At 67.5% G+C, this 25398-nt stretch carries 17 protein-coding genes; 9 read left to right on the top strand and 8 right to left on the bottom strand.

What is annotated here, in order from left to right; translation table 11 throughout:
* Positions 1-116 precede the first annotated feature (116 nt).
* Together J2X50_RS03445 and carB are read right to left on the bottom strand one after the other, a co-directional pair.
* Positions 117-494 (bottom strand): hypothetical protein, encoded by a 378-nt coding sequence (locus J2X50_RS03445; protein WP_429091483.1) that lies wholly within the window; start codon positions 492-494, stop codon positions 117-119.
* A 354-nt stretch (positions 495-848) separates the two neighbouring features.
* Positions 849-4334 carry a carbamoyl-phosphate synthase large subunit gene (gene carB, locus J2X50_RS03440; protein ID WP_429091480.1) on the bottom strand — a complete coding sequence of 1162 codons (3486 nt, stop codon included), beginning with the start codon at positions 4332-4334 and terminating at the stop codon, positions 849-851.
* 242 nt (positions 4335-4576) lie between these two features.
* Here carB and J2X50_RS03435 point away from each other — a divergent pair, with 242 nt between their 5' ends.
* Together J2X50_RS03435 and J2X50_RS03430 are read left to right on the top strand one after the other, a co-directional pair.
* Positions 4577-6970, top strand: coding sequence for a DNA/RNA non-specific endonuclease (locus J2X50_RS03435; protein WP_429091477.1), 2394 nt, complete (start codon positions 4577-4579; stop codon positions 6968-6970).
* Positions 6971-7186: 216 nt separating this feature from the next.
* Positions 7187-7588, top strand: a complete 402-nt coding sequence (locus J2X50_RS03430; protein ID WP_429091475.1) for a DUF1801 domain-containing protein — start codon at positions 7187-7189, stop codon at positions 7586-7588.
* 42 nt (positions 7589-7630) lie between these two features.
* On the opposite strand, the gene J2X50_RS03425 is transcribed toward J2X50_RS03430, so the two are convergent.
* The gene (locus tag J2X50_RS03425) at positions 7631-8386 is read right to left on the bottom strand and encodes a metallophosphoesterase family protein (RefSeq protein ID WP_429091473.1); all 756 of its coding nucleotides are present in this window, start codon (positions 8384-8386) and stop codon (positions 7631-7633) included.
* Positions 8387-8417: 31 nt separating this feature from the next.
* Complete coding sequence (locus tag J2X50_RS03420) at positions 8418-8759, bottom strand: ArsR/SmtB family transcription factor (protein WP_429091470.1); 342 nt, start codon at positions 8757-8759, stop codon at positions 8418-8420.
* A 146-nt stretch (positions 8760-8905) separates the two neighbouring features.
* On the opposite strand from J2X50_RS03420, the gene J2X50_RS03415 reads away from it, so the two are divergent.
* Entirely contained in the window at positions 8906-10078 is a 1173-nt protein-coding gene (locus J2X50_RS03415) for an MFS transporter (protein ID WP_429091467.1), read from the top strand.
* 90 nt (positions 10079-10168) lie between these two features.
* Here the strand turns inward: J2X50_RS03415 and J2X50_RS03410 are convergent, their stop codons facing one another.
* A complete protein-coding gene (locus tag J2X50_RS03410; RefSeq protein WP_429091464.1) occupies positions 10169-11548 on the bottom strand; it encodes an Nramp family divalent metal transporter in 1380 nt (459 codons plus the stop codon).
* A gap of 186 nt (positions 11549-11734) precedes the next feature.
* On the opposite strand from J2X50_RS03410, the gene J2X50_RS03405 reads away from it, so the two are divergent.
* From J2X50_RS03405 to J2X50_RS03390, 4 genes are all read left to right on the top strand, one after another.
* Positions 11735-14296 carry an AMP-binding protein gene (locus tag J2X50_RS03405; protein WP_429091461.1) on the top strand — a complete coding sequence of 854 codons (2562 nt, stop codon included), beginning with the start codon at positions 11735-11737 and terminating at the stop codon, positions 14294-14296.
* A 219-nt stretch (positions 14297-14515) separates the two neighbouring features.
* Complete coding sequence (ypfJ, locus tag J2X50_RS03400) at positions 14516-15421, top strand: KPN_02809 family neutral zinc metallopeptidase (protein ID WP_429091458.1); 906 nt, start codon at positions 14516-14518, stop codon at positions 15419-15421.
* Positions 15422-15498: 77 nt separating this feature from the next.
* Positions 15499-16410: an aldo/keto reductase gene (locus J2X50_RS03395; RefSeq protein ID WP_429091455.1), complete on the top strand. Its 912-nt coding sequence runs from the start codon at positions 15499-15501 to the stop codon at positions 16408-16410.
* A gap of 125 nt (positions 16411-16535) precedes the next feature.
* Positions 16536-17789 carry a TCR/Tet family MFS transporter gene (locus J2X50_RS03390; RefSeq protein ID WP_429091453.1) on the top strand — a complete coding sequence of 418 codons (1254 nt, stop codon included), beginning with the start codon at positions 16536-16538 and terminating at the stop codon, positions 17787-17789.
* A gap of 69 nt (positions 17790-17858) precedes the next feature.
* Here the strand turns inward: J2X50_RS03390 and carA are convergent, their stop codons facing one another.
* Positions 17859-19061: a glutamine-hydrolyzing carbamoyl-phosphate synthase small subunit gene (carA, locus tag J2X50_RS03385; RefSeq protein ID WP_429091450.1), complete on the bottom strand. Its 1203-nt coding sequence runs from the start codon at positions 19059-19061 to the stop codon at positions 17859-17861.
* A 286-nt stretch (positions 19062-19347) separates the two neighbouring features.
* On the opposite strand from carA, the gene J2X50_RS03380 reads away from it, so the two are divergent.
* Positions 19348-19797, top strand: a complete 450-nt coding sequence (locus J2X50_RS03380; RefSeq protein WP_429091448.1) for a GatB/YqeY domain-containing protein — start codon at positions 19348-19350, stop codon at positions 19795-19797.
* Between the two features lie 76 nt (positions 19798-19873).
* Here J2X50_RS03380 and J2X50_RS03375 read toward each other — a convergent pair whose 3' ends face one another.
* Positions 19874-21037: an amidohydrolase gene (locus tag J2X50_RS03375; RefSeq protein ID WP_429091445.1), complete on the bottom strand. Its 1164-nt coding sequence runs from the start codon at positions 21035-21037 to the stop codon at positions 19874-19876.
* Positions 21038-21166: 129 nt separating this feature from the next.
* Positions 21167-22831: a Na/Pi cotransporter family protein gene (locus J2X50_RS03370; RefSeq protein WP_429091443.1), complete on the bottom strand. Its 1665-nt coding sequence runs from the start codon at positions 22829-22831 to the stop codon at positions 21167-21169.
* Between the two features lie 313 nt (positions 22832-23144).
* Between J2X50_RS03370 and dnaG the strand changes: the two genes are divergently transcribed.
* Complete coding sequence (dnaG, locus tag J2X50_RS03365; RefSeq protein ID WP_429091440.1) at positions 23145-25079, top strand: DNA primase; 1935 nt, start codon at positions 23145-23147, stop codon at positions 25077-25079.
* Positions 25080-25398: the final 319 nt, after the last annotated feature.

Genomic DNA, 25398 nt, shown 5'->3' with positions numbered 1-25398 from the left:
CCCAGGCGACCCCACCGCGGGCGCAGGGGGCGCCGGGTTGTCTCACTTCGGAGGCGACGGGCGCGGGACACCGACGACCCCTTCTCCCACCGTGGGAGAAGGGGTCGAGCCGGGCCTCACTTCGAAACGTAGATGGAACAATTGCCCGTCGTCTTGAGCTTGTATTTCTTGCCGACCGAATTGCAGTTGGCGAGCGCCTGCTCTTCGGCGACCTTCTGTGACGGCGCGTTGTAGGCGCGGCCGCAGAACACGGCTTCGACATTGTAGCTCACGGCCGTCTGCGCGTAGGCGGAGTGGCCGGGGGCCGCGACATATTCCTGGTAGGCCTTCTTGCAGGGCCCCCCCGACTGTCCGAATTGCGCCGGATAGCGCTTGGTGCCGACCTTGCCGGCCAGCGATCCCGCATCCTTTGCCATCGCCGGCGCCAGCGCGGCCGCAACGATCACTCCCGCCAGCATCGACACCGATGCCAGCCGCACGAATTTCAGTCCCATTCCCTGCATCCCCCCTTTGGATGCACGAGATGTAGCTGCAATCCCTGCGTGTGAAAAGATGAAATGTCTGAGAAATTCATACATTTTCTGGGCGCTTGCTGGCGCGCGTCGTGACCCCCTCCCTTTATCCCTCCCCACAAGGGGGAGGGAGGCGCCGGCGTCGCGCCTCGCCTCGATCCTCATGGAATAGCTGGATGGCGGCTCCAGATGGCGCCGCAGGACTTTGAGCCGCCTTGCCGCGCTCGGCGCGTCCCCGTCGAGGCAGGAGGGGCGTCGCGCGCTGCCTCGGGCGGCCCCACCCCGATCCGCTGCGCGGATCGGCCCTCCCCTCGGGGGGAGGGAAGGCGGCGCGCCTTACGCGAAATAGTCCTGCAGCGGGCGGACTTCGAGCGAGCCGGCCTTGAGCGCGGCGATGGCCTCGGCAACGGCCGCGGCACCCGACAGCGTGGTGTAGTAGGGCACCTTCTGCATCAGCGTGGCGCGGCGGATCGACTTCGAGTCCGACACGGCCTTCTGGCCGTCGGTGGTGTTGAAGACGATCTGGATCTGGCGGTTGCGGATGGCGTCCTCGATGTGCGGACGGCCTTCGAGCACCTTGTTGATCTTCTCGGCCGGCACGCCGTTCTCGACGAGGAAGCGGGCGGTGCCGGAGGTGGCCAGAACCTTGAAGCCGAGTTCCGAGATGCGGCGCACGGCGCCCAGGATGCCCGCCTTGTCCTCGTCGCGGACCGAGACGAACAGCGTGCCCGAGCGCGGCAGGTCGACGCCGGCGCCGAGCTGGGCCTTGGCGAAGGCGAGCGCGTAGTCGCGGTCGAGGCCCATGACCTCGCCGGTCGACTTCATCTCCGGCCCGAGCAGGATGTCGACGCCGGGGAAGCGGGCAAACGGGAACACCGCTTCCTTGACCGCGATGTGGCCGGGATTGCGGGCATCGGGCTTGGCGCCATAGTGGGCGAAGGCATCGTCGAGGCTCTCGCCCGACATGATGCGGGCGGCGATCTTGGCGATCGGCTTGCCGACGGTCTTGGCGACGAAGGGCACGGTGCGCGAGGCGCGCGGGTTGACTTCGAGCACGTAGATGGTGCCGTCCTTGATGGCGTATTGCACGTTCATCAGGCCGCCGACATTGAGCGCGCGCGCCATCGCCGAGGTCTGGCGCTCGAGCTCGTCGACGAGTTCGGTGGAAAGCGAGTGAACCGGCAGCGAGCAGGCACTGTCGCCCGAATGGATGCCGGCTTCCTCGATGTGCTCCATGATGCCGGAGACGAAGGTCTCCTTGCCGTCGCAGAGGCAGTCGACGTCGACCTCGATGGCGCCCGACAGGTAGGTGTCGAACAAAAGCGGGTTCTTGCCGAGCAGGGTGTTGATCTGGCCGGTCTTGTCGTTGGGGTACTTCTGCTTGATGTCCTCGGGCACCAGGCCCGGCACGGTGTCGAGCAGGTAGGACTGCAGCATGCCCTCGTTGTGGATGATCTGCATGGCGCGGCCGCCGAGCACGTAGGACGGGCGCACGACCAGCGGGAAGCCGAGCTCGCCGGCAACGGTGCGGGCCTGTTCGACGGAGTAGGCGATGCCGTTCTTGGGCTGCTTGAGGTCGAGCTTGTGCAAGAGCTTCTGGAAGCGGTCGCGGTCCTCGGCGAGGTCGATCGCGTCGGGCGAGGTGCCGAGGATCGGGATGCCGGCCTTTTCGAGCGCATCCGCAAGCTTCAGCGGGGTCTGGCCGCCGAACTGAACGATGACGCCGTGCAGCGTGCCCGCGGCCTGTTCGGCGCGCAGGATCTCGAGCACGTCTTCGGCCGTCAGCGGCTCAAAGTAGAGACGGTCGGAGGTGTCGTAGTCGGTCGACACGGTCTCGGGGTTGCAGTTGACCATGATCGATTCATAGCCGGCCTCGCGCAGCGCATAGGCGGCATGCACGCAGCAATAGTCGAACTCGATGCCCTGGCCGATGCGGTTGGGGCCGCCGCCGAGGATGACGACCTTCTTCTTGTCCGAGACCTGGGCCTCGTCGGCCAGCGCGCCGGCGAAGGGCAGCTCGTAGGACGAGTACATGTAGGCGGTGGGCGAGGCGAACTCGGCGGCACAGGTGTCGATGCGCTTGTAGACCGGGTGGACGCCGAGCTTCTGGCGCTGCCTGGCGACCGCTTCGGCCTCGGTCCTGGTGAGCGAGGCGAGGCGGGCGTCGGAGAAGCCCATCGACTTCAGCATGCGCAGGTTTTCGGCATCCTGCGGCAGGCCGTGCTCGCGGACGCGGGCCTCCATGGCGATGATGCCGGCGATCTGCTCGAGGAACCACGGGTCGATCTTGCACATGGCGTGCACGTCTTCGAGCGAGGTGCCCATGCGGATCGCCTGGGCGACCATGCGCAGCCGGTCGGGCGTCGGCGTGCCGAGGGCGGCGCGGATGGCGTTGCGCTCGTCGCCATTGTCGCCGATGCCGGGGATCTCGATCTCGTCCAATCCCGTCAGGCCCGTTTCCAGTCCACGCAAAGCCTTCTGCAGCGATTCCTGGAAGGTGCGGCCGATGGCCATGACCTCGCCGACCGACTTCATGGCGGTGGTCAGGACCGGCTCGGCGCCGGGGAATTTTTCAAAGGCGAAGCGCGGGATCTTGGTGACGACGTAGTCGATGGTCGGCTCGAAGGAGGCGGGGGTGGCGCCGCCGGTGATGTCGTTCTCCAGCTCGTCGAGCGTGTAGCCGACGGCGAGCTTTGCGGCGATCTTGGCGATGGGGAAGCCGGTTGCCTTGGAGGCGAGCGCCGAGGAGCGCGACACGCGCGGGTTCATCTCGATGACGACAAGGCGGCCGTCGGCCGGGTTGACGGCGAACTGGACGTTGGAGCCGCCGGTCTCGACGCCGATCTCGCGCAGCACCGCGATCGAGGCGTTGCGCATCATCTGGTATTCCTTGTCGGTCAAGGTCAGCGCGGGCGCCACCGTGATCGAATCGCCGGTGTGCACGCCCATCGGGTCGATGTTCTCGATCGAGCAGACGATGATGCAGTTGTCGGCGCGGTCGCGCACGACCTCCATCTCGTATTCCTTCCAGCCGAGCACCGATTCCTCGATCAGCACTTCGGTGGTGGGGGAGGCGTCGAGACCGCTCTGGACGATGTCGAAGAATTCCTGGCGGTTGAAGGCGATGCCGCCGCCGGTGCCGCCCATGGTGAAGGACGGGCGGATGATGGCGGGCAGGCCGACATGGTCGAGCGCCTGGGCGGCGATCGCCATGCCATGGTTGATGTAGCGCTGCTTGCGGTCGCCTTCGCCGAGGTTCCACTGGGTTTCGAGCGCGTCGAGCGCGGCGTCGAGATTGGCCGGCGCCTCGAGCTTGAGGGCGGCGCGCTCGGCCTCGTGGCGCTTGCGGTCGGCATCCTTGACGTCGGTGGCGTTGGCCAGCATCGACTTAGGCGTTTCCAGCCCGATCTTGGCCATGGCCTCGCGGAACAGGGCGCGGTCCTCGGCCTTGTCGATGGCGTGCGCGTCGGCGCCGATCATCTCGACGTTGTAGCGGTCGAGCACGCCCATGCGGCGCAGCGAAAGTGCGGTGTTGAGAGCGGTCTGGCCGCCCATGGTGGGCAGCAGCGCGTCGGGGCGCTCCTTGGCGATGATCTTGGCGACCACTTCCGGCGTGATCGGCTCGATGTAGGTGGCGTCCGCCAGCTCCGGATCGGTCATGATCGTGGCCGGGTTGGAGTTGACCAGGATGACGCGGTAGCCCTCCTCGCGCAGGGCCTTGCAGGCCTGGGTGCCGGAGTAGTCGAACTCGCAGGCCTGGCCGATGACGATGGGACCGGCGCCGATGATCAGGATGGACTTGATGTCGGTGCGTCTTGGCATGGGTGCGGTCCGTAGGTAGGCCTGCGCGAAGAACCGGGACGGGATATTCCCGGCCGGTGCGCAAGTGAGAGTCAACTAGAGGCTAGGCGGGCCTTATAGGGGAAGGACGGGGAGGGGGGAACCCCGAAAATGCATGAATCCCTGATGTCGCAGCCGCTTGCGTCCGTCAACAAAACGTCGCTACCGAGAGTTATGATCCCAAGCTATACTTTGCGCCTTTCAGTAGTGCGGGGGATGGGGCTGTGGACATCCAAACCTTTGGCAACGTCGAACTTGTCGTTCGGGAAAGACTGAAGAAGACACGCCCGGAAATCGAAGAATCCCTGGCGCGGATCGCCGAAGGCAATCCGCTGGCCGCCGAGCCCCAGCGGCGGCGGCGCGTCGAGCGGCTGCAGGTCAAGGCGCAGCTCAGCCGCGAAGAAGCCGAGATGATCTCGACAGCGATCGAAGCGAGCGCCGCGCCGGCCAAAGCCGGGCGCAAGCCGGCCGCCGCCGCCAAGCCGGCGGGACCCGAAGCGATCCAGGGTTCCACGCTCGATTTCGTCGGCGTCGCCTTTCTCGAGCGCGGCCGGCGCGCTGCCGATGCGGTGGGCCGGGTGGCGTTCCTCAACGAGATGCCGCAGGGCACCGGCTTCCTGGTGGGGCCCAGCCTCTTCCTGACCAACCACCACGTCATCCCGACGCCGCAGGACGCGGCGCGCTTCCAGATCCAGTTCGACTATGAGCGCGACCGGCTGAACGAGCTGCGCATGCCGACGTCGTACCTGCTCGATCCGACGCTGTGCTTCGTCACCGACGGCATCGACGGGCTCGACTACACGCTGGTCGGCATCGGCGAACGCCGGCGTGGGCCCAGGCTGCTCGACGAGTTCGGCTTCCTGGTGCTTTCCAATGCCGGCGACAAGCACATGCTCGGCGAGATCGCCAACCTGGTCCAGCACCCCGACGGCCGCTTCAAGGAGCTGGTGCTGCGCGAGAACCATCTGGTGGCGCGCGACGAGACGCTGCACGTGCTGCACTACGTGGCCGACACCGAGCAGGGCTCGTCCGGCTCGCCGGTGTTCAACAACGAATGGGAACCGATCGCGCTGCATCACTGGGGCGGGCCGTGGCACGAGGTGATGGGGACCGACGGCCAGCCGCTCGCCAGGGAAATCAACGAAGGCATCCGCATCAGCGCCATAGTCGACGACCTGGAAAAGCGCCTGGACACGTTCGACGCGGCAAGCCGCGCGACGGTGTCGAAGCTGCTCGACACCTGGCAGGAGGCCGGGCGCCTGAAGCTGCAGCCCGCACCCTCGGGCGGAAGCGAGGCCGAAGGGCAGGCGCCGAAGCAGGCAGGCAAGTCGGATCGGCCGGTGGAGGACGCCGCCAGGTCGCGGCTCAATGCGGACGGCTCGGTGACGTGGACCTTTCCGATCGAGATCAACGTGCGCGCCCCGCTGGCCGCAGCGACTGTGGCCGGGGGCGCCAGCCCCGCCGGCGGCGACCGGGGCCCGCGCGCCGAGGCGGCGAGCTGGAAGACCGAGAATTTCGACGACCGCGGCGGCTACGAGCCGGGCTTCATCCCAGGCTTCGTCCTGCCGCTGCCGAACCACGCGGGCGCGCCGGGACGCGCGGCGCAGAACCAGTTGGCCAAGCCCGGCGACGATCCGTTCGAGCTGCGCTACCACCACTTCTCCGTGGTCATGAACGCGGCGCGGCGGCTTGCCTACTTTACCGCCTGCAACATCGACGGCGCGCGCATCAAGGCGATCAACCGCGACGACAAGTCGGTGATCGACGACCCGTCGCTGAAGGATCTCGGCATAGAGTCGCTCGGCGACCTCGGCGCGGAGGCCAGCGACGACTTCCGGCCCGACCGGCGCATCCTGCCCGAGGAGCAGATGAACCGGCCGTTCTACGAGAAGCAGAAGGTCGCGGGTTTTCCCGATCCGCAGTCGAACGAGCGCAAGGCGCGCATCTTCCAGAAGGGGCACATCACGCTCAGGGGCGATCCGGCCTGGGGCACCGACGCAGAGGCGGTGGCGGCCGAGCGCGACACGTTCTTCTACACCAATGCGGCGCCGCAGCTCGGCTTCTTCAACCAGGGCAGCGCGCTCGACCGGCCGGGTTCGAAGGGCAAGCTCAGGTGGCGCGCGGTCGAGACCTACGTGCTGCGCAACGCGGTGACGATGCGCAGCCGGGTCACGGTGTTTGCCGGACCGGTCTTCGCCGAGACCGACCCGCCCTACCGCTTCGGCAGCAAGGTGCCGCTGCGGTTCTGGAAGATCGCCGCGTGGAGCGATGGCAGCGACCTGCGCTCGATCGCGCTGCTGGCGGACCAGGGGCCGCTGATCGAGGTGATGCCGGAGGCGATGCTGGCGCGGGCCGAGGCGTTCGGCGACGACCTGGAACTGGCGCGCGTCTCGGAGTTTTTGACCACGGTGGCGGAAATCGAACGCCTGACCGGGCTCGACTTCGGCGCGGCCCTGCGCGAGGCCGACATCCGGGCCGGGCAGGAGGCGATGGGCAGGCCGGCGCAGACGCTGGAGGCTCAGGACCTGGCTCCGGCGCGCAAGGATTACGCCCGCCCGGCCAAAAGCGCGGCGCGCACGGCCAAGCCGGCGGCGAAGCCTCGGCGTTCGCGAAAATGAACCGGCGACGGTAAAGCGGCGCCGACAGCGGAGGACCTGCACTGCCTGGACAGCCGCGAGGACGACCATCTGGACCAAGCGCAGGTCGCCGGCTGGGTGAAGCAGGCCGGCGAATTGCCCGGAGAAATAATGTAGGCGGGAAGTGGAGGCGCGGCATGGCGGAGCGGACGCCAGGCCGGCAGCCTACCGGCAACCATGGAGAAGAGGACGAGGCCCATGGCAAAGAGGACGACCGGATCGCAGGAAGGCAACGGGGGAGCCCCTGCTTCCGAGCTGATCGACGCGCGAATCAACGAGCTGGACGATTGGCGCGGCGCGACGCTCACCAGGATCCGCAGCCTCATCAGGCAGGCCGATCCCGACGTGGTCGAGGAATGGAAGTGGGGGACCCCGGTGTGGTCGCATGGCGGCATCATCTGCACCGGCGAGGCCTACAAGAAGGCGGTGAAGACGACCTTCGCCAAGGGCGCCTCGCTCAAGGACCCTTCGGGCCTGTTCAACTCCAGCCTCGAAGGCAATACCAGGCGCGCCATCGACTTCCGCGAGGGCGAAGAGATCGATGAAGAGGCGTTGAAGGCGCTCATCCGTGCCGCCGTGGCCCTCAACACCTCGGGCTGAGCGGCCACTGGACTGCGGGTGCTGCAAGGCGCCGGAGCAGCCCTAAGCCGGCATGAAGCCGGTGCGCAGCGCGTGCGCCCATTCGGGACGGCCGGACTCATCGGCGCGGAGGGCGGCCGCCTCGTGGTCGTAGGCGACCGCGCGGAACTCGACGTTGACGATGGCGCCCGCGCCCTCGGTTTCGACCAGGCCGTAGCGCGCCAGCGGCGAGCCCTGCTCGGAAACATGCGCGGGGGCGGTGTCGTCGCGATAGGCCGGGTCGCCGACGCTGCCGGGATTGAACAGCATGCGCCCGTCGGGCAACCGCACCAGATCGGGACGGTGGCTGTGGCCGGAAAGCAGCAGGCGATGGGAGCGATCGATGCCGGCAAGCCGCTTCTCGATGAGCGAGAGCGGCGCCCGGGCCAGACGGCCGTCGGCAATCACTTCGGTGAGATAGCGCTCGTCGTGATCGGGGCGGGCATGGAAGGCGAGGATGCCGGGCGCCAGCTCCAGGGTCACGGGCAATGCCTCCAGCCAGTCGCGCTGGGCCGCCGTCAGGCGATCGCGGGCGAAGCGGTCGGATGGCCCCATTTCGGCGAGGGGATCGGTGGCCGCGCGGCGGTCGTGGTTGCCGCGCACGGTGGGCCAGTCGAGGTCCATCAGGCGCTCGATCGTTTCGCGCGGCCACAGCGGGCCGGAGACGAGGTCGCCGAGATTGACGGTCAGGTCGGCGCCGCCGCGGCGGGCCAGGTCGGTGAGAACGGCCTCGAGCGCGAGGAAATTGCCATGGATGTCGGCAAAAACGGCGATGCGCATCTTGCGGTCCTCCACGCCGGGGATGGCGGCGTCAGCCTTCCTCGCGCAGGCGTTCGAGCTGCGGGATGTCCTGTGCCGCCGTGACGATGGAATCGAGCAGGCCCGGGAAGCGGCGGTCGAGGTCGCCGCGCCGGAGCGTGATCAGCCGGCTGGTGCCCGACATCTCCGTGCTGGTGATGCCGGCCTCGCGCAGCTTGGCGAGGTGGTAGCTGAGATTGGTCTTGGAGCCGAAGTCGAGGAACTGGCCGCAGCTCATCGCCACGCCCTCGTTGCGGGCGAGATAACCGACAATGGCGAGCCTCGTCTGGTCGCCGAGCACGGCGAGCACGTTGGCGAGGCTGATCTGGTCGGCGGTGGGGTGGGGCAGGGACATGGGTCGAAGGTAGCTGCGGCGGTGTGTGGGTTCAAGGCGTGTCGCGGCCTGCTGACACGAGGCTGGCAGGAGGCCGACGGCGGCAGATTGACATGACGGCGGATCAAGTTCAATAGTTCAATGAATTTTGAACTAAGGATAGCGTCATGGACAAGCGCCTTATCTGGCTGGCGGTCGGCTCATTCGCCATGAGCACCGTCGGATTCGTGTTCTCGAGCCTGCTGCCGGCGATCGCCGGCGACGCCCATGTCTCCATACCGTTCGCGGGCTACCTCATCATGGCGTTCTCGCTCGCCTATGCCGTCGGCGCGCCGGTGCTGTCGGCGCTGGCGGGCGAGGTGGACCGCCGCCGCATCCTGGCCGCGACGATGCTCTTCTTCGTCGCCGGCAACCTGGTGGCGGCTTCGAGCTCGTCGTTCGCCGGGCTGCTGGTCGCCCAGATCATGATGGGCATGTCGGCGGGCCTCTATGCCGCCACGGCCCAGGCCACTGCCGTTTCGCTGGCCGGTGCGGAGCATCGGGCGCGGGCGATCGCGGTGGTCGTCGGCGGCACCACCTTCGCGGTGGCGCTCGGCGCGCCAGTCGGCTCGCTGATCGCCACCGTGTGGGGCTGGCGCGGCACCTTCGTTTCCATCGCCTTCCTGGCGCTGGTGTGCGCGGCGATCCTGTGGGTGCGGCTGCCGCGGGGATCGCGCGGCATCAAGCTGACGCTCGGCGAGCGCTTCACCGCGATCTCCAGGCCCGGCATCCTGCCGTCGCTCGTGGTGACGCTGCTCTATCTCGCCGGCGGCTTCACCGTGATCTCCTACATCGCGCCGCTGGCGCTCGAAGGAGCGGCGCTGCCGGCCATCGCGCTGCCGGGCATGCTGCTCGCCTTTGGCGCCGGTGCCGTGATCGGCAATTTGTCGAGCGGCTATCTCGCCGACCGGATCGGCGCGACGCGCATGGTGGTGCTGTCGCTGCTGATGTCGTCGGGCTTCTGCATCGCCATCGCCCTGACGCTGAAGCTCCTGCCGCACCACATCGCGGGGCCCGTGCTGATCGGCCTGATGGTGCCGTGGGGCATCATCGGCTGGGCGTTCCCGCCGGCGCAGGCGAGCCGCATCGTCGGCTTCGCGCCCGAACTCGCGCATCTGACGCTGTCGCTGAACGCCTCGGCGCTCTATTTCGGCATCGCCCTCGGCACCGTCATCGGCGGCCGGGTGCTGGAATTCGCGAAGCCTTCGGACCTCGGCCTGGTGGCGGCGGCCTTCCCGCTGGTGGCGCTGGCGGTGCTGGCCGCGAGCCGCCGCTCGGCGAGGCTGGCGGTAGCGGGCTGAAGTCTGGCGCAGGGCCGACGATGACCTGAAGGGCAATCGCCGAGCACGGGATTTGGACGTGGCGGCGGCCGGGAGCCGCCGCCCGGTCCGTCAGGCCGCCAGAACGAATTCGTACAGCAGCTTGAGATTCAGGGCCGCGATCACCACGGCGATCAGCATCGCCAGGCCGATCAGCCAGTGCGGGGCGACGAGCGCGCCCATCTTCTTCTTGCTGGCGGTGAACATGACCAGCGGGAAGACGGCGAAGGAGAGCTGCAGGCTGAGCACGACCTGGGTGAGGATCAACAGCTTGGCCGTGCCGGTTTCGCCGAACCAGATGGTGACGGCGGCGGCGGGCACTATGGCGATGCCCCTGGTGATGAGGCGGCGCAGCCATGGCGGCAGCTTGATGTGGAGGAAGCCCTCCATGACGATCTGCCCGGCAAGGGTGGCGGTCACCGTCGAATTGATGCCGCAGGCGAGCAGCGCGATGCCGAACAAGGTGGGTGCGACCGCGATGCCGAGCAGTGGCGCGAGCAGCGAATGGGCCTCGCCGATCTCGATGACGTCGGTGCGGCCGGAGGCGTAGAAGGTCGCCGCGGCGAGAATCAGGATCGAGGCGTTGATGAGCAGCGCGAACATCAGCGCGATGGTCGAATCCCAGGTGGCGTAGCGCAGCGCCTGCCGCTTCTCCGGCAGCGTCTCGCCATAGGCGCGCGTCTGGACGATGCCGGAATGCAGGTAGAGATTGTGCGGCATGACGGTGGCGCCGAGGATGCCGAGCGCGAGGTAGAGCATTTCGGGGTTGGTGACGATCTCGGTCGTCGGCGCGAAGCCGACGATGACGGCGCCCCAGTCCGGGTCGGCCAGGGCGACCTGGATGGCGAAGGAGACCGCGATGACGCCGAGCAGCGTGATGATCAGCGCCTCGACCCAGCGGAAGCCGAGCTTCTGCAGGTAGAGGATGAGGAAGACGTCGAGCGCGGTGATGACCACGCCGAGCTCGAGCGGGATGCCGAACAGGAGGTTGAGGCCGATGGCGGTGCCGATCACCTCGGCGATGTCGGTGGCGATGATGGCGATCTCGGCAAGCAGCCACAGGAAATAGGCGACGGGACGCGGGAAGGCGTCGCGGCAGGCCTGGGCGAGGTCGCGGCCCGAGGCGATGGCTAGGCGCGCGCACAGCGACTGCAGCACGATGGCCATGATGTTGGAGACCAGCGCCACGAAGAGCAGCGTGTAGCCGAAGCGCGAGCCGCCGGCGATGGAGGTCGCCCAGTTGCCGGGATCCATGTAGCCGACGGCGACCAGGTAGCCGGGGCCGATGAAGGCAACCGCCTTGCGCCAGGTCGGGCCGCTGCTGCGGACCGCGATGGAACGGTGGACCTCCGAGAGCGAGCCTTCGCCCCGGGCGGTTCGCCATCCGTTGATGTCCTCGGATGGCCGAGCAAGAGAGTCCACCGCCTGTCTCCAATCGCAGTTGCTAATCATTTGCAACAATACCGGATGGCGGCGCTTTGGCAAGCCCCTGCGGCGGTATGCCCGTCTGGAGTTATCCGGCAGTTGCCGGAATACATCAGCGATCCGTAAAATAGTTGATGCAAACAATCAGGAATTAGGCTATCGGCTCGCGCGTTCATTTGGCTGCGACAGAGGCGGCGGAGCGGGCGAGACAGAATGGCATTCCTGCAGGAGCTTGCGGCGCATGGCGCCCGGCCGGCGCTTATGTTTCCGGGCCGCCCGGCGATCACCTATGCCGAACTGGCGCGCCGCGTGGCGGAGACCGCCACCGCGTTCGGCGACGGCCGCAAGCTGGTGGCGGTCGAGGCCGCCAATTCCGAACATGCCATCATCGCCTATCTGGCGGCGCGTGCCGGCGGCCACGCGGTGGCGCTGCTTGCCCCCAACGATGCCGAGGCGTTCGCGGCCTTCGAGGAGGATTTCCGCCCCGAGGTCAGCGTGCGGGTTGTCGACGGGCGCTGGCGCCGGATCGAGCTTGGCGGGACGGGGGAGGCGCTGCATCCGGAGCTGGCGCTGCTCCTGGCGACATCCGGCAGCACTGGCAGGAAGCGCTTCGTCAGGCTGTCGCGGACCAATGTCGAAAGCAACGCCGAGGCGATCGCCTCCTATCTGGAACTCGCTTCCGACGATCGCGCGGCGCTGATCCTGCCGTTCCACTATTCCTACGGCCTGTCGGTGCTGAATTCGCATCTGGCGGTGGGGGCGGGGGTGTTCGTCGCGGCCAAGGGCGTCGCCGACCGCGGCTTCGCCGACGAGCTGCGGTGCGCCGAAGTCACCAACATCAGCGGCGTGCCCTATTCCTACGAGCTGATGCAGAAGACCGGCCTGCGGGTCGAGGACCTGCCGTCGCTGCGGTTCATGACGGTTGCCGGCGGGCGGATTTCGGCCGAACTCGCCGAGACGTTCCGGCGCCGGCTCGATGCCTCCGGACGGCGGCTGTTCCTGATGTACGGCCAGACGGAGGCCACCGCGCGCATCGCCTATGTGCCGCCCGAGGCGCTGGCGGAGAATCCCGACAGCATCGGCATCGCCATACCGGGCGGCGAACTGGCGCTGGCCGCCGCGAACGGGACGCGCATCGAGGGCTGTGGCGAGGCGGGCGAGCTGGTCTATCGCGGCCCCAACGTGATGATGGGCTACGCGCTCGGGCGGGCCGACCTGGCGCATGGCGCCGAGGTCCGTGAGTTGCGCACCGGCGACCTCGCCGAGCGCTGCGACAACGGCTTCTTCCGCGTCGTCGGGCGGCTCAAGCGGATGTCGAAGATCGCCGGGCTCAGGATCAGCCACGAGGCGGTCGAGCATGCGCTGAGGACGCAGGGCATCGAGGCGGCCGTTGCCGGCGACGACCGCCGGCTGGTCGCCGCCTTCTCGTCCGGCGAGGCGCCCGAGGCCGTGCGCAAGCTGATGATCGAGGCGAGCGGGCTGACCCCGCTGCATGTCGAGGCGGTGGCGGTCGAGGCGCTGCCGCGGCTGCCGTCGGGCAAGGTGGACTATCCGGCGATCGCGCGGCTCGGCGGGCAGGTGCAGAAGGCCGACGCCGGCGTGCTCGACGCCTTCGCCCGCGCCTTCTATCCGCGCCGGGTGACGCCGGTGGACAGCTTCGAGGCGCTGGGCGGGGATTCGCTGCTCTATGTGCAGCTGTCGCTGGTGCTCGAGCGCAAGCTGGGACGCATCCCGGAAGGCTGGGAGAAGATGCCGGTCGGGCAGCTCGCGCGGCTCGGGCGCCAGACCAGCCGCTGGCAGGTGGTGGACGTCGAACTGCTGATGCGGGCGGCGGCGATCCTGCTGATCGTCCTGCATCATGCGACGCTGTGGCCGATCCCCGGCGGGGCGGCGGCACTGGTCATGCTGGTCGGCTACGGGCTCGCGCGCTTCCATGGCGCGGCCCTGATGCGCGGCGAGACCTCGCGCCTCGTCAGGGCGCTGGCGGGCAACCTCGCCGTCTATGCGCCGATCGTCGCCGGCTTCTCCATCGCGCGCGGCGAGGTGCTGTGGCCGTCGGTCTTCCTCGTCGGCAATCTCGGCATCTTCGATCCCAAGCACATGCTGCCCTACCTCTACTGGTTCGTGGAAGCCTATGCGCAGATCATGCTGATCGTGGCCGGGCTGTTCTCGCTGGAGGCGGTGCGCCGGCATGCTTCGCGGAACCCGTTTTCGGCGGGATATGCCATGCTCGGCGCCACCGTGGCTCTCAAGTTCGTCGTGCCGGTGCTCTGGCCGGTGGGCGGGGTGCAGATCTTCACCGTGACCGACGTGCTCTACCTCGCCGCGTTCGGCTGGTGCGCGTTCTTCGCGCGCACGCCCAGCCAGCGGCTCGCCGTTTTCGCGGCGGCGGCCATTGCCTTTCCCGTCATGGCCTATTGGGGCGGCAACTGGGCCGGCTCCTGGGTCAAGTTCACGCTGCAGCTCGTCTGCGTGAGCGTGCTGCTCTACCTGCCGCGCGTCAGCGTGCCGAAACTGGTCGCCACACTGGCGCTGCCCGTGGCCGCCGCCGGGTACCACATTTACCTGTTCCACCGCCTGCTGCCGGAGATGTTCCTGCCGCAGCCCGGCCCACTGGCCTTCGATCCGCTCGTCTCCGGCGTCGCGGTGGCGATCGGCGTCGTCTCGGGGCTCGCCGCCTTCCAGGCTCAGAAGGCCGTCGCCGCCTGGCTCGCCACGCGCCGCAGCCGCGCCGCCGGGCCGGCGCCGGAGGTCCGGGCCGCACTCGCCGAGTAGCTCGCATCCAGACCGTTCCGATCGCGGCCTGGCCGCGCTGGCGCAGGAACGCGATCGTCTGAGAGCTGTCGCGGAACAACCCGGGGCTGGCTGCGTTGGGTGGCGCCGGGCCGGTGGCACAACCAAAAACCTTGTGACCGCCCCGGCGGTTGGGCTAATTGTCACATGGAAGCGGAGCGGCATCGCCGGCCGCATGCGACGAACATCGAGGATAGCCATATGCGCTGGAGAGGCCGCCGTCAGAGTGACAACGTCCAGGACGACCGCGGCGAGGGCGGCGGCGGCATGGGGCTGCCCGGCGGCTTCGGGCGCGGCGGACGCCTGCCCGTGGGGCCGAGGGTCGGCGGCAGTGGCTTGTCAGGCATCATCATCCTGGTCGTGCTGTTCTTCGCCCTGCGCGCCTGCGGCATCGACCCCATGCAGGTGCTGACCGACGGCGGCTCGGGATCGGGCGGCGGACAGGTCACCCAGGGCGGTGCGCCGGCGAACGACGAGATGACCCAGTTCGTCTCCACCGTGCTCGCCGAGACCGAGGACACCTGGAACGGCATCTTCCAGGCCGAGGGCCTGAAATACGAGGAGCCGAAGCTGGTGCTGTTCTCGGGCCAGGTGCGTTCGGCCTGCGGCTTCGCCTCGGCGGCATCGGGGCCGTTCTATTGCCCCGGCGACCGCAAGGTCTATCTCGACACCAGCTTCTTCGACCAGCTGGCGCGGCAGTTCGGCGCGGCCGGCGACTTCGCCCAGGCCTACGTCATCGCCCACGAGGTCGGCCACCACGTGCAGAACCTGACCGGCATCCTGCCCAAGTTCAACCAGATGCGCCAGCAGATGAGCGAGGCCGACGCCAACCAGATGTCGATGCGGGTGGAACTGCAGGCCGACTGCTTCGCCGGCGTCTGGGGCTACTACACCGACCAGAAGGGCATCCTCGAGAGCGGCGACGTCGAGGAGGCGCTGAACGCGGCGCAGCAGATCGGCGACGACACGCTGCAGAAGCGCATGCAGGGCTACGTCGTGCCCGAAAGCTTCAACCACGGCACCTCGGAGCAGCGGCAGCGTTGGTTCGCCGCCGGATTCAAGAGCGGCAAGCTGTCTTCCTGCGATACCTTCAACAACCCGATCTGAGCGGGCGCCGCCCGGATTGTCGTGACGTTCCGACGCCCCGGCTAGCCGGGGCGTCATTCGCTTAGGAGAGGGTGGGGATGGAGCGGCGCATCGAACTCGTGGCGGGAGGCCTGCAACTGTCGCGGTTGGTATTCGGGGCCTGGCGGCTCTTGAGCGGCGGCCGGCCGGAGCCGGAAGCAGTGGCCAGGCTGATCGGCACCGCCGTCGACCTCGGCCTGACCAGCTTCGACCATGCCGACATCTACGGCGACCATGGGGTCGAGGAAGCGTTCGGCGCCGGGCTCGCCCATTGGGGCGGCAGGCGCGAGGCGATCGAACTCGTCAGCAAATGCGGTATCATGCCGAAGTCGGCCAGCCGACCGGCCAACCGGCTGAAGCACTACGACACCAGTGCCGCGCACATCGCGGCCTCGGCCGAGCGGTCGCTGAAGAACCTCGGCACCGACTATCTCGACCTGTTGCTGATCCACCGCCCCGACCCGCTAATGGATGCGGACGAGACCGCGGCTGCGCTGGAGAAGCTGGTGGCGGCAGGCAAGGTCCGCGCTATTGGCGTGTCCAACTTCACGCCGGCGCAGTTCGACCTTCTGACCTCGCGGCTTTCCATTCCGCTCGTCACCAACCAGATCGAGCATTCGGTGCTGGAGACCTCGGCGCTGACCGATGGGCGCCTCGACCATGCGCAAAGGCTGCGTTACGCGCCGATGATCTGGTCGCCGCTGGGCGGCGGAACGCTGTTTGCCGGCGACGGCGCGCGCGAGCACCGGGTGCGGGCGGCGCTGACGCAGGTGGCGGCGGAAACCGGCGTGAACGACATTTCGACGGTCGCCATCGCCTGGCTGCTGCGGCATCCGGCACGGCTGGTACCGGTGCTGGGCACGATGAAGGCCGAGCGGCTGGCGATCTTGGCGCGCGCCGTCGACGTCGCGCTCGACCGCCGGCAATGGTTCTCGATCCTCTTGGCGAGCGAGGGCGGGCCGGTCCCGTAACGTTCCGACCGGGCGACCGGACCATCAAATCTTTTGATGTGTTCCTGTATTGTTCTTGTGTTCCGGGTCGCCTATAAGCGTCGTCCCGCTCGCCCCCGGCGGACCGCACTGCAAGCGAGGTCAACATGGTTGACGAAAGAACCGCGAAACGGGGCCTGGCGCTCGTCTTCACGACGCTGCTGCTCGATGTCATCGGCTTAGGCATCATCATGCCGGTGCTGCCGGCCTATCTGCAGGAGCTGACCGGCGTCGGCATCTCGGACGCGGCGATCGAGGGCGGCTGGCTGTTCTTCGTCTATGCGGCGATGCAGTTCCTGTTCGCGCCGCTGATCGGCAATCTCAGCGACCGTTTCGGCCGGCGGCCGGTGCTGCTCGCCTCGGTGCTGACATTCGCCATCGACAACCTGATCTGCGCCATCGCCTGGTCCTATCCGATGCTGTTCATCGGCCGCGTGCTGGCGGGCATCAGCGGCGCCAGCTATTCGACGGCCTCGGCCTTCATCGCCGACGTGTCGACCGACGAGAACCGGGCCAAGAACTTCGGCCTGCTCGGCATCGCCTTCGGCGTCGGCTTCGTGATCGGCCCCGTGCTCGGCGGCGTCCTGGGCGAGTTCGGCCCGCGCGTACCGTTCTTCTTCGCCGCCGGCCTTGCCTTCCTCAACTTCGTGGTCGGCTATTTCCTGCTGCCGGAGACGCTGACCCAGGAGCACCGCCGTCGATTCGAATGGAAGCGGGCCAATCCGCTCGGCGCGCTCAAGCAGATGCGCAACTACCACGGCATCGGCTGGATCGGGCTGGTGTTCCTCCTGATGACGCTCGGGCACATGATGTATCCGGCGGTGTGGTCGTTCGTCGGCAGCTATCGCTATGGCTGGAGCGAGCAGCAGATCGGCTTCTCGCTGGGCGTGTTCGGCATCGGCGGCGCGCTGGTGATGGCGCTGGTGCTGCCGCGCATCATCCCGAGGCTGGGCGAGTGGCGCACCGCCGTCGTCGGCCTCACCTTCTCCACCATCGCCGCCTTCGGCTATGCCGCGGCCTGGGAGGGCTGGATGATCTATGCGGTGATCGTGGCGACCTGCCTCGAGGCGCTGGCCGATCCGCCATTGCGCAGCCTGGCGGCGGCCAAGGTGCCGCCCTCGGCGCAGGGCGAACTGCAGGGCGCCATGACCAGCCTGTTCTCGATCACCAGCATCATCACGCCGCTGCTCTACACCTTCATCTTCGCCTGGTTCACCGGCCCGGATGCGCCGGTGCATTTCGCCGGCGCGCCCTATCTGCTCGGCGGCATCTTCATCGCCATGGCGCTGGCGGTGTTCGTGCTGAGGGTGCAGCGTCCCACCGTCTCTGCCGGGAGCGCCGCGACCTACCCGGCGGAGTAGGGGGCCGACCTCGGCCAAAAAGGCCTCGCAATGCGGGCATTGTCGGGCGAGGTCAGCGCATGGCCGCCTTCAGCGCTCGGCGAGCGCCGGTTCGCCCTGCCGTTCGCGGATCAGGTTGGCGAAGCGGCGGAAGAGGTAGTGCGAGTCCTGCGGGCCGGGCGAGGCCTCGGGATGGTGCTGGACCGAGAACACCGGCCGGCCGGTGAGCGCGATGCCGCAGTTGGAGCCGTCGAACAGCGAGACGTGGGTTTCCTCGACGCCCTCGGGCAGCGAGTCGGCGTCGACCGCGAAGCCGTGGTTCATCGACACGATCTCGACCTTGCCCGTGGTGTGGTCCTTGACCGGATGGTTGGCCCCATGATGGCCCTGGTGCATCTTCTGCGTCGTGCCGCCGAGCGCGAGCGCCAGCATCTGGTGGCCGAGGCAGATGCCGAAGACCGGCAGGTCGGTCTTGAGCAGGTCCTGGATCACCGGTACGGCATATTCGCCGGTCGCGGCGGGGTCGCCGGGGCCGTTGGACAGGAAGATGCCGTCCGGCTTCATCGCCAGGATGTCGTCGGCGCTGGTCTTGGCGGGAACCACGGTCACCTTGGCGCCGAGGCCGGCGAGCAGGCGCAGGATGTTGCGCTTGACGCCGAAATCGACGGCGACGACGTGCATGGTGGCTTGGCCGCGCTCGCCATAACCCTCGTTCCACACCCAGGGCGTCTCGGTCCACGACGAGGACTGGCCGGAGGTCACGTCCTTGGCGAGGTCGAGGCCGACGAGGCCAGACCAGGCGCGGGCCCGGGCCTTGAGGTTGTCGATGTCGAACTTGCCATCCGGCGCATGCGCGATGACGCCATTCGGCATGCCCTTTTCGCGGATCAGCGCGGTGAGCGCGCGGGTGTCGACGCCCGACATCGCGACGATGCCGCGGCGCTTCAGCCACTGGTCGAGATGGCCGGCGGCGCGGTAGTTCGAGGGGTTGGTGACGTCGGCCTTGAAGACGGCGCCGACCGCGCCGGCGCGGGCCGCCGGGTTGAGGTCCTCGATGTCCTCGTCGTTGGTGCCGATGTTGCCGATATGCGGGAAGGTGAAGGTGACGATCTGGCCGGCATAGGAGGGGTCGGTCAGGATCTCCTGGTAGCCGGTGAGGGCCGTGTTGAAGCACACTTCGGCGACAGCGCTGCCCGTCGCGCCCAGACCTCGGCCCGCGATCACCGTGCCGTCGGCGAGCACCAGGACTGCGGTCGGCGTTTCGGTTGCCCAGGGGGCGGTCTCTGAGGCCATAGGGTGCTCCTGCGTAACGGCGCCGCGGCTTGTAAAATGGCTCGGCAAGGGCCATTTCGCGCAGCGAAAAACACGGCGACCGCCAGCCGGCGAGTCCCGTGCACAAACCAAACAAGTCCTTGCAAGGCGCGGACAATAGGCGAAGGCCGCCTTTGGGTCAATGACTGGGGCGGAATTCGTGGCTAATAATTTTTCCTATTAAAAACAGGAAGTTGGCCGTTGTCATTGGGTTTGCCGGTGTGGCAGATCGGCGTTATTGTCTGCGACACCATCAGGAGTGACTGCCATGCGCGAGATGCTCGCCCAGGCGCTGAAGACCGCAATGAAGGCCGGCGACAAGCGCCGGACGTCGACGCTGAGGCTGATCCAGGCGGCGATCCACGACCGCGACATCGTCCAGCGCGGCGCCGGCAAGGAGCCCGTCTCGGACGAGGAGATCCTCCAGATCCTGACCAAGATGGTCAAGCAGCGGCAGGAATCGGCCAAGGCCTTCGAAGACGGCAACCGGCTGGAACTGGCCGCGCAGGAGCGCGAGGAAAGCGCCATCATCTCCGAATATCTGCCCAAGCAGATGGGCGAGGACGAGGTGCGCGAGGCGGCCAGGAAGGCGATCGCCGAGGTCGGCGCCGAAGGCCTGCGCGACATGGGCCGCGCCATGAACGCGCTCAAGGAGCGCTATCCGGGCCAGATGGATTTCGGCAAGGCCAGCGGCATCGTCAAGGAACTGCTGCAGTAGCGTTCAGATCGCCGGTCGTTCGGATCACGACGCCCCGCCTGCCGAGCAGAGCGGGGCGCTTCTCCATAGGGGCGCGTCACCCCGCCGGCAGGCGGTGGCGGATGATGGCAACGTGGAAGCTGGCGCCGTGGATCAGGGCGGCGTCGTTGAAGTCGAAGCGCGGGTTGTGCAAGGGCGCGGATGCCTCGCCATTGCCGATATAGGCAAAGCAGCCCGGCACATGGTCGAGGAAGCGGGCAAAGTCCTCCGAGGCTGTGACGAGTTCGCCCTTGCCGTTGATCGCCCGTGGCTCGAACACGCCGGCGGCAGCCGCAAGAGCCGCGGCGGTGGCGTCGGCGTCGTTGACCAGCGGCATGAACTCCCTGGCGTAAGCAACTGAAGCCGTGCAGTTGTAGGCGAGTGCGGTGCCCTCGGCGATGATGCGCATCTGGCGTTCGATCTCGGCGCTGACCTCGGGACGGAAGCTCCGGGCGTCGCCGAGGATGCGGGCGTGGCCGGGCAGGGCGTTGCGGGTACCGTCGGTGATGAGTTCGGTGACCGAGACGACCGCGACATCGGCCGGATTGAGCCGGCGCGAGGCGATGGTCTGCAGGTTGGTGACCACCGCGCAGGCCGCCACCAGCACCTCGCGTCCGACATGCGGGCGCGCGGCGTGGCCGCCGAGACCTTCCAGCACGATCTCGAAATTATCCTCGGCCGACATCAGCGGGCCGGGCCTGGTCTCGAAATGGCCGACCGGCAGGCCGGGCATGTTGTGCAGGCCGTAGATCTCGTCGAAGGGGAAACGCGCCATCAGGCGATCGTCGAGCATGGCGAGTGCGCCCTTGCCCCATTCCTCGGCGGGCTGGAAGACGAAGCGCACGGTGCCATCGAAACCGCCCTCGGCAGCGAGCATCCGGGCCGCGCCAAGCAGCATCGCGGTGTGGCCGTCATGGCCGCAGGCATGCATGACGCCTGACGTCTGCGAGGCGTAGGCGTGGCTCGACTGCTCGGCGATGCGCAGGGCGTCCATGTCGGCCCGGAGTGCCACGGCCCGGTTGCCACTGCCGCGCCTGAGCGTGCCGACGACACCGGTGCCGCCGATGCCCTCGACTACCTCGTCGAGGCCGAATTCGCGGAGTTTTTGGGCCACGAAGGCGCTGGTGCGCTTTTCCTCGAAGCCGAATTCGGGATGGCGGTGCAGGTCGCGGCGCCAGGCCGTCATGTCGGCGATGAGGGTTTTATGGTCGAGCGCGGCCATGTGCTGGTCCCCTGAGTTGGAGATCGAGCCTCGCGCGGATCGGGGTGGACAGGCAAGGGCCGGCGTTGAGACCAGTGTTCCCTTGTAACTTGAACGTCGCCGCACCTGCGACAATTGCAGAAAGGGCGCTCAGCTCGCCTTCAGCCGCGAGCCGCGCAGCAGGCCCTGCTCCTCCAGCACCGGATAGGCCATGGAGGCCAGCAGCGAGTTGATCTGCTTGAGGTCGCGGATGGTATCGAGGTGGATGGAGCTGGTCTCGACGCTCTTGATGGTTCCGTCTCGCAGCCTGAGGAAGTGGCTCTGGCTGGCTTCCTTCTCGACGTCGCGCAAGTGATCTTTTTCAAGCACCAGCTGGCGTGCGGTCTTGGGGTCGCGCGAGACGAGAACGTTGAAGGACAGCCGTGCATTGGCCAGCACCGCCTGGTGGAAGCTCAAAAGTTCGCGCCAGCCTTCGGTGGTGAATTCGAGGCCGCGGTCGAGCTTCTTCTGGACGTGGGCGAGCATGTTGCGGACGATGATGTCGCCGACCTGCTCGAGCTTGACGCAGGCGCCGATGAGTTCCTGGCAGCGCAGCGCCTCGTCCTCGGTCATCTGCCGGATGGTGGCCTTGGCGAGGTAGAGCTTGATTGCCGCATGCTTGCGGTCGACGCGGTCGTCGAGGGCGGCCAGCGCCTTGATCTTGTCGGCGTCGGCATCCTCATAGAGCTCGATGATGCGCTGGAGCATGATCTCGACGGTCTCACAGACGCGCACGACCTCACGAGTTGCGTTGGCGAGCGCCTGGGACGGCGTGTCGAGCGCCGCCTCGTTGAGGGCGCTCAGTTCCACCACCGCCATGTCCTTGGCGGCGTCCGGCTTGGTGCCGAGTGCGACGATCTTTTCCGAGGCGCTGTAGACCAGTTTTGCAAGCGGCAGGCCGGCGACCAGGATGATGCAGTTGAACAGGATGTGGGCGTTGATGATCTGGTCGGGCACGGTCGAGCCGAGGAAGGCGACCGGCGGCTTGACTATCAGGAAGAGCGTCAGCATGACCAGCGAGCCGGCGCCGCGCATCAGGAGATTGCCGACGGGCACCACGCGCACCGCGGGCTCAGCGCTGCGAGTGAGCAGGGGGGCGATGACCGAGCTGCCGAGATTGACGCCGAGCACCAGCACGATGCCGAGTTCCGGCGGCACCAGCCCGCGGCCGGCCAGCGTGACGATCAGGAGCACGGCTGCGATCGACGAGTGGAACAGCCAGGTGATCAGGGCGGCGAGCAGGTAGGCGGTGACCGGGTCGCCGCTGAAATAGTCGATGATGACGGGCAGCAGCTTGCTTTCGCGCAACGGCTCGGAGGCCTGGCCGACCATTTCCAGCGACAGCACCAGCAAGCCGATGCCGACGAGGATACGGCCGAACTGCTGCCACGAGCGGCGCTCGGTGGCGAGGAACATCGCGGTGCCCGCGGCAAGGCAGATCGGCACCAGAAGCGACAGATCGAAGGTCAGGAGCTTGATGACCAGGGCCGAGCCGATCTCGGCGCCGCGCACGGCGAGCTGTCCGGCCATGCCGCTGACGATGCCTGCGCCGGCGAAGGAGCCGACGAGCAGGGTGACGGCGGTCGAACTCTGCAACGCGATCGCGAGCGCAGTTCCCGCCAGCACCGCCATCAGCGGATTGCGCATCGTGTCGCGCAGCTTGTGGCGCAGCACGTCGCCATAGGCGCGCTCGACACCAGTACGCACCATGCGCGTGGCGAAGAGCAAAAGCGCGACCGCGCCGGCAAGATGGAGAAGGACGACCGAACCGCTCACCGGGCACACCTCACTGCGATTTGAGCCCGCTGTCGTGGCTTCGTTGCGCTTTGGCGAATCACTCTCATCACCATGACGATTAGATTAGCCGGATAATATTTTTCGTCCATATTGCACGGGTGTGCAAATGCGACAAGTGGCGACCCTTCATATGTAGGTACGCATGCGGCGGGATGTGGTTCCGTCACGACGCCCGGAAGACGCAATTTGGACGATTGCCAGCAGCGAGCCTGTGAAAACCGGGCATGGGTGCGAATAGGGGTCGCTGGCGGGCTGAGCCTTGCTTATATGAGGATGAACCAAGCAGGGCCCGATGCGCTTTTCCGACGGATTCTTGAGCGAGATACGCGACCGCGTGCCGATTTCGGCCGTGATCGGCCAGCGCGTGACCTGGGACCGCAAGAAGACCAACGCTTCGCGCGGCGACTACTGGGCCTGCTGTCCGTTCCACGGCGAGAAGTCGCCGTCCTTCCACTGCGAGGACCGCAAGGGCCGCTACCATTGCTTCGGTTGCGGGGTTACCGGCGACCATTTCCGCTTCCTCACCGAACTCGACGGGCTGAGCTTTCCAGAGGCGGTGGAGCGCATCGCCGAGATGGCGGGCGTGCCGATGCCGGCGCGCGACGCGCAGGAGGAGCGGCGCGAGCGCGAGCGCGCCAGCCTGACCGACGTCATGGAACTGGCGACCAAGTTCTTCGAGGAGCGGCTGCAGGGGTCTGACGGCGCCAAGGCCCGCGCCTACCTGCGCGACCGCGGGCTGACGCCGGCCACCCAACAATCGTTCCGGCTCGGCTACGCGCCCGACAGCCGCAACGCGCTGAAGGAGTTCCTTGCCTCGAAAGGCATCGAAAAAGTGCAGATGGAGGCCTGTGGGCTGACCGTGTTCGAGGACGTGCCGGTGTCCTATGACCGCTTCCGCGACCGCATCATGTTCCCGATCCCGGATTCGCGCGGGCGCATCATCGCCTTCGGCGGCCGCGCCATGTCGGCGGACGTGCCGGCCAAGTATCTCAACTCGCCGGAGACCGAGCTCTTCCACAAGGGCAACGTGCTCTACAACTTCGCCCGCGCCCGCAAGGCGCTGCAGAAGGGCGGGGCGGTCATCGCCGTCGAAGGCTACATGGACGTGATCGCGCTCGCGCAAGCCGGCTTCGAGAATGCGGTGGCGCCGCTCGGCACGGCGCTGACGGAAAACCAGCTCGACCTCTTGTGGCGCATGTCGGGCGAGCCGGTGCTGTGCTTCGACGGCGACAAGGCCGGCCTCAAGGCGGCCTACCGCGCCGCCGACATGGTGCTGCCGCTGGTCGCACCCGGCCACACGGCGCGCTTCGCGCTGCTTCCCGAGGGCAAGGATCCCGACGACCTGGTCAAGGCCGAGGGGCCGGAGGCGTTCCGCGCCGTGCTCGAAGCGGCGCGGCCGCTCGCCGACCTCGTCTGGATGCGCGAAACCTCCGGCGGCGTGTTCGACACGCCCGAGCGGCGGGCCGAGCTCGAGAAGACGCTGCGCGAGCTGACCGGCCGGATCAAGGACGAGAGCGTGCGTTTCCACTACCAGCAGGAGATGCGCGACCGCGTCCAGGGCTTCTTCGGCGGCCAGCGCGGCCGCCAGCAACGGCAGGGCGAGCGCGGCAAGGGCTTTGGCAAGAACGGCGGCCAGTGGGGCAAGGGCGGTGCGGGTGTTCAAGCTGGAAGGCTGACCATGTCCGAAAGCCTGCAGCGCTCGGCCATGGTCAAGCGCGCCGGCGGCATCCTGCCTTTACGTGAAACTTGCCTGGTGGTGGCGCTCGCCAACCACCCGATGCTGATCGACGAGAATTTCGACCACGTCGAAAGGCTTGACCTCAGCAACGCCGACCTCCGGCAACTGCACACCGTGCTCATCGATGCGATGGCTCACCACGAGGCCAACAATCGCGACGAGGTGGTGGGCGCCATCGGACGCGCCGGCTGCGCCGAAATCTGGGACCGGGCGGTGGCTCTGGTGCGCAAGGCGCGCCAGTGGACGGCGCTCGAGGATGCCGCGATCGAGGACGCGCGCGACGCCTTCGCGCAGGCGTTGCACTTGCACCGCAGCGCCCGCACCTTACATAAGGAGCTGAAACAGGCCGAAGCGGCGCTGGCCATCGATCCCACTGACGAGAACTTAAGGCATCTGGTGGAGATTCAGGCGCAGTTCCGCGACGTGCAGGCAACCGAAGCGCTTATCGAAGGCTTCGGCGTGTCGTCCGGCCGAACCGGGCGGAACTGAGGCGGGGCGTGTCCAGACCGCAAATGATTCGCCTTTTTGAGGCGAATCATGCGAGAGGCGCTTGACCTTCCGCCGGAATGACGGAATCAGGTCGATTCGAAAAGTTAACCGGCAGCCAGGCTGCCGATCGTGTCGATGGCCTGAAAATGCGGATTGGGCGCTTGTCACTGGACAGGAAGAGACTCCGCCACAGATATCAGGGTTAATCTGGACTTAACACAGGTGCAGCTACTGGCAGTTCAGGCGCAGGTTGGATGAGCGCATCTGATTTGCACTGTCCGAGAGTTTAAGCGGCTGACGGGCCGCCTGGAGAAAGCGA

Origin of the sequence: Aminobacter sp. BE322 (genome assembly GCF_050433525.1) — a bacterium.
GTDB lineage: Bacteria > Pseudomonadota > Alphaproteobacteria > Rhizobiales > Rhizobiaceae > Aminobacter.
This window is presented reverse-complemented; position numbering and strand designations above follow the sequence as displayed.

What these genes read in the sequence shown, in the direction of transcription:
- J2X50_RS03445 (WP_429091483.1), bottom strand. Translation starts at nt 494, where the DNA reads ATGGGACTGAAATTCGTGCGGCTGGCATCGGTGTCGATGCTGGCGGGA.
- carB (WP_429091480.1), bottom strand. Translation starts at nt 4,334, where the DNA reads ATGCCAAGACGCACCGACATCAAGTCCATCCTGATCATCGGCGCCGGT.
- J2X50_RS03430 (WP_429091475.1), top strand. Translation starts at nt 7,187, where the DNA reads ATGGCAAAGAGGACGACCGGATCGCAGGAAGGCAACGGGGGAGCCCCT.
- J2X50_RS03425 (WP_429091473.1), bottom strand. Translation starts at nt 8,386, where the DNA reads ATGCGCATCGCCGTTTTTGCCGACATCCATGGCAATTTCCTCGCGCTC.
- J2X50_RS03420 (WP_429091470.1), bottom strand. Translation starts at nt 8,759, where the DNA reads ATGTCCCTGCCCCACCCCACCGCCGACCAGATCAGCCTCGCCAACGTG.
- J2X50_RS03415 (WP_429091467.1), top strand. Translation starts at nt 8,906, where the DNA reads ATGGACAAGCGCCTTATCTGGCTGGCGGTCGGCTCATTCGCCATGAGC.
- J2X50_RS03410 (WP_429091464.1), bottom strand. Translation starts at nt 11,548, where the DNA reads ATGATTAGCAACTGCGATTGGAGACAGGCGGTGGACTCTCTTGCTCGG.
- J2X50_RS03405 (WP_429091461.1), top strand. Translation starts at nt 11,735, where the DNA reads ATGGCATTCCTGCAGGAGCTTGCGGCGCATGGCGCCCGGCCGGCGCTT.
- ypfJ (WP_429091458.1), top strand. Translation starts at nt 14,516, where the DNA reads ATGCGCTGGAGAGGCCGCCGTCAGAGTGACAACGTCCAGGACGACCGC.
- J2X50_RS03395 (WP_429091455.1), top strand. Translation starts at nt 15,499, where the DNA reads ATGGAGCGGCGCATCGAACTCGTGGCGGGAGGCCTGCAACTGTCGCGG.
- J2X50_RS03390 (WP_429091453.1), top strand. Translation starts at nt 16,536, where the DNA reads ATGGTTGACGAAAGAACCGCGAAACGGGGCCTGGCGCTCGTCTTCACG.
- carA (WP_429091450.1), bottom strand. Translation starts at nt 19,061, where the DNA reads ATGGCCTCAGAGACCGCCCCCTGGGCAACCGAAACGCCGACCGCAGTC.
- J2X50_RS03380 (WP_429091448.1), top strand. Translation starts at nt 19,348, where the DNA reads ATGCGCGAGATGCTCGCCCAGGCGCTGAAGACCGCAATGAAGGCCGGC.
- J2X50_RS03375 (WP_429091445.1), bottom strand. Translation starts at nt 21,037, where the DNA reads ATGGCCGCGCTCGACCATAAAACCCTCATCGCCGACATGACGGCCTGG.
- dnaG (WP_429091440.1), top strand. Translation starts at nt 23,145, where the DNA reads ATGCGCTTTTCCGACGGATTCTTGAGCGAGATACGCGACCGCGTGCCG.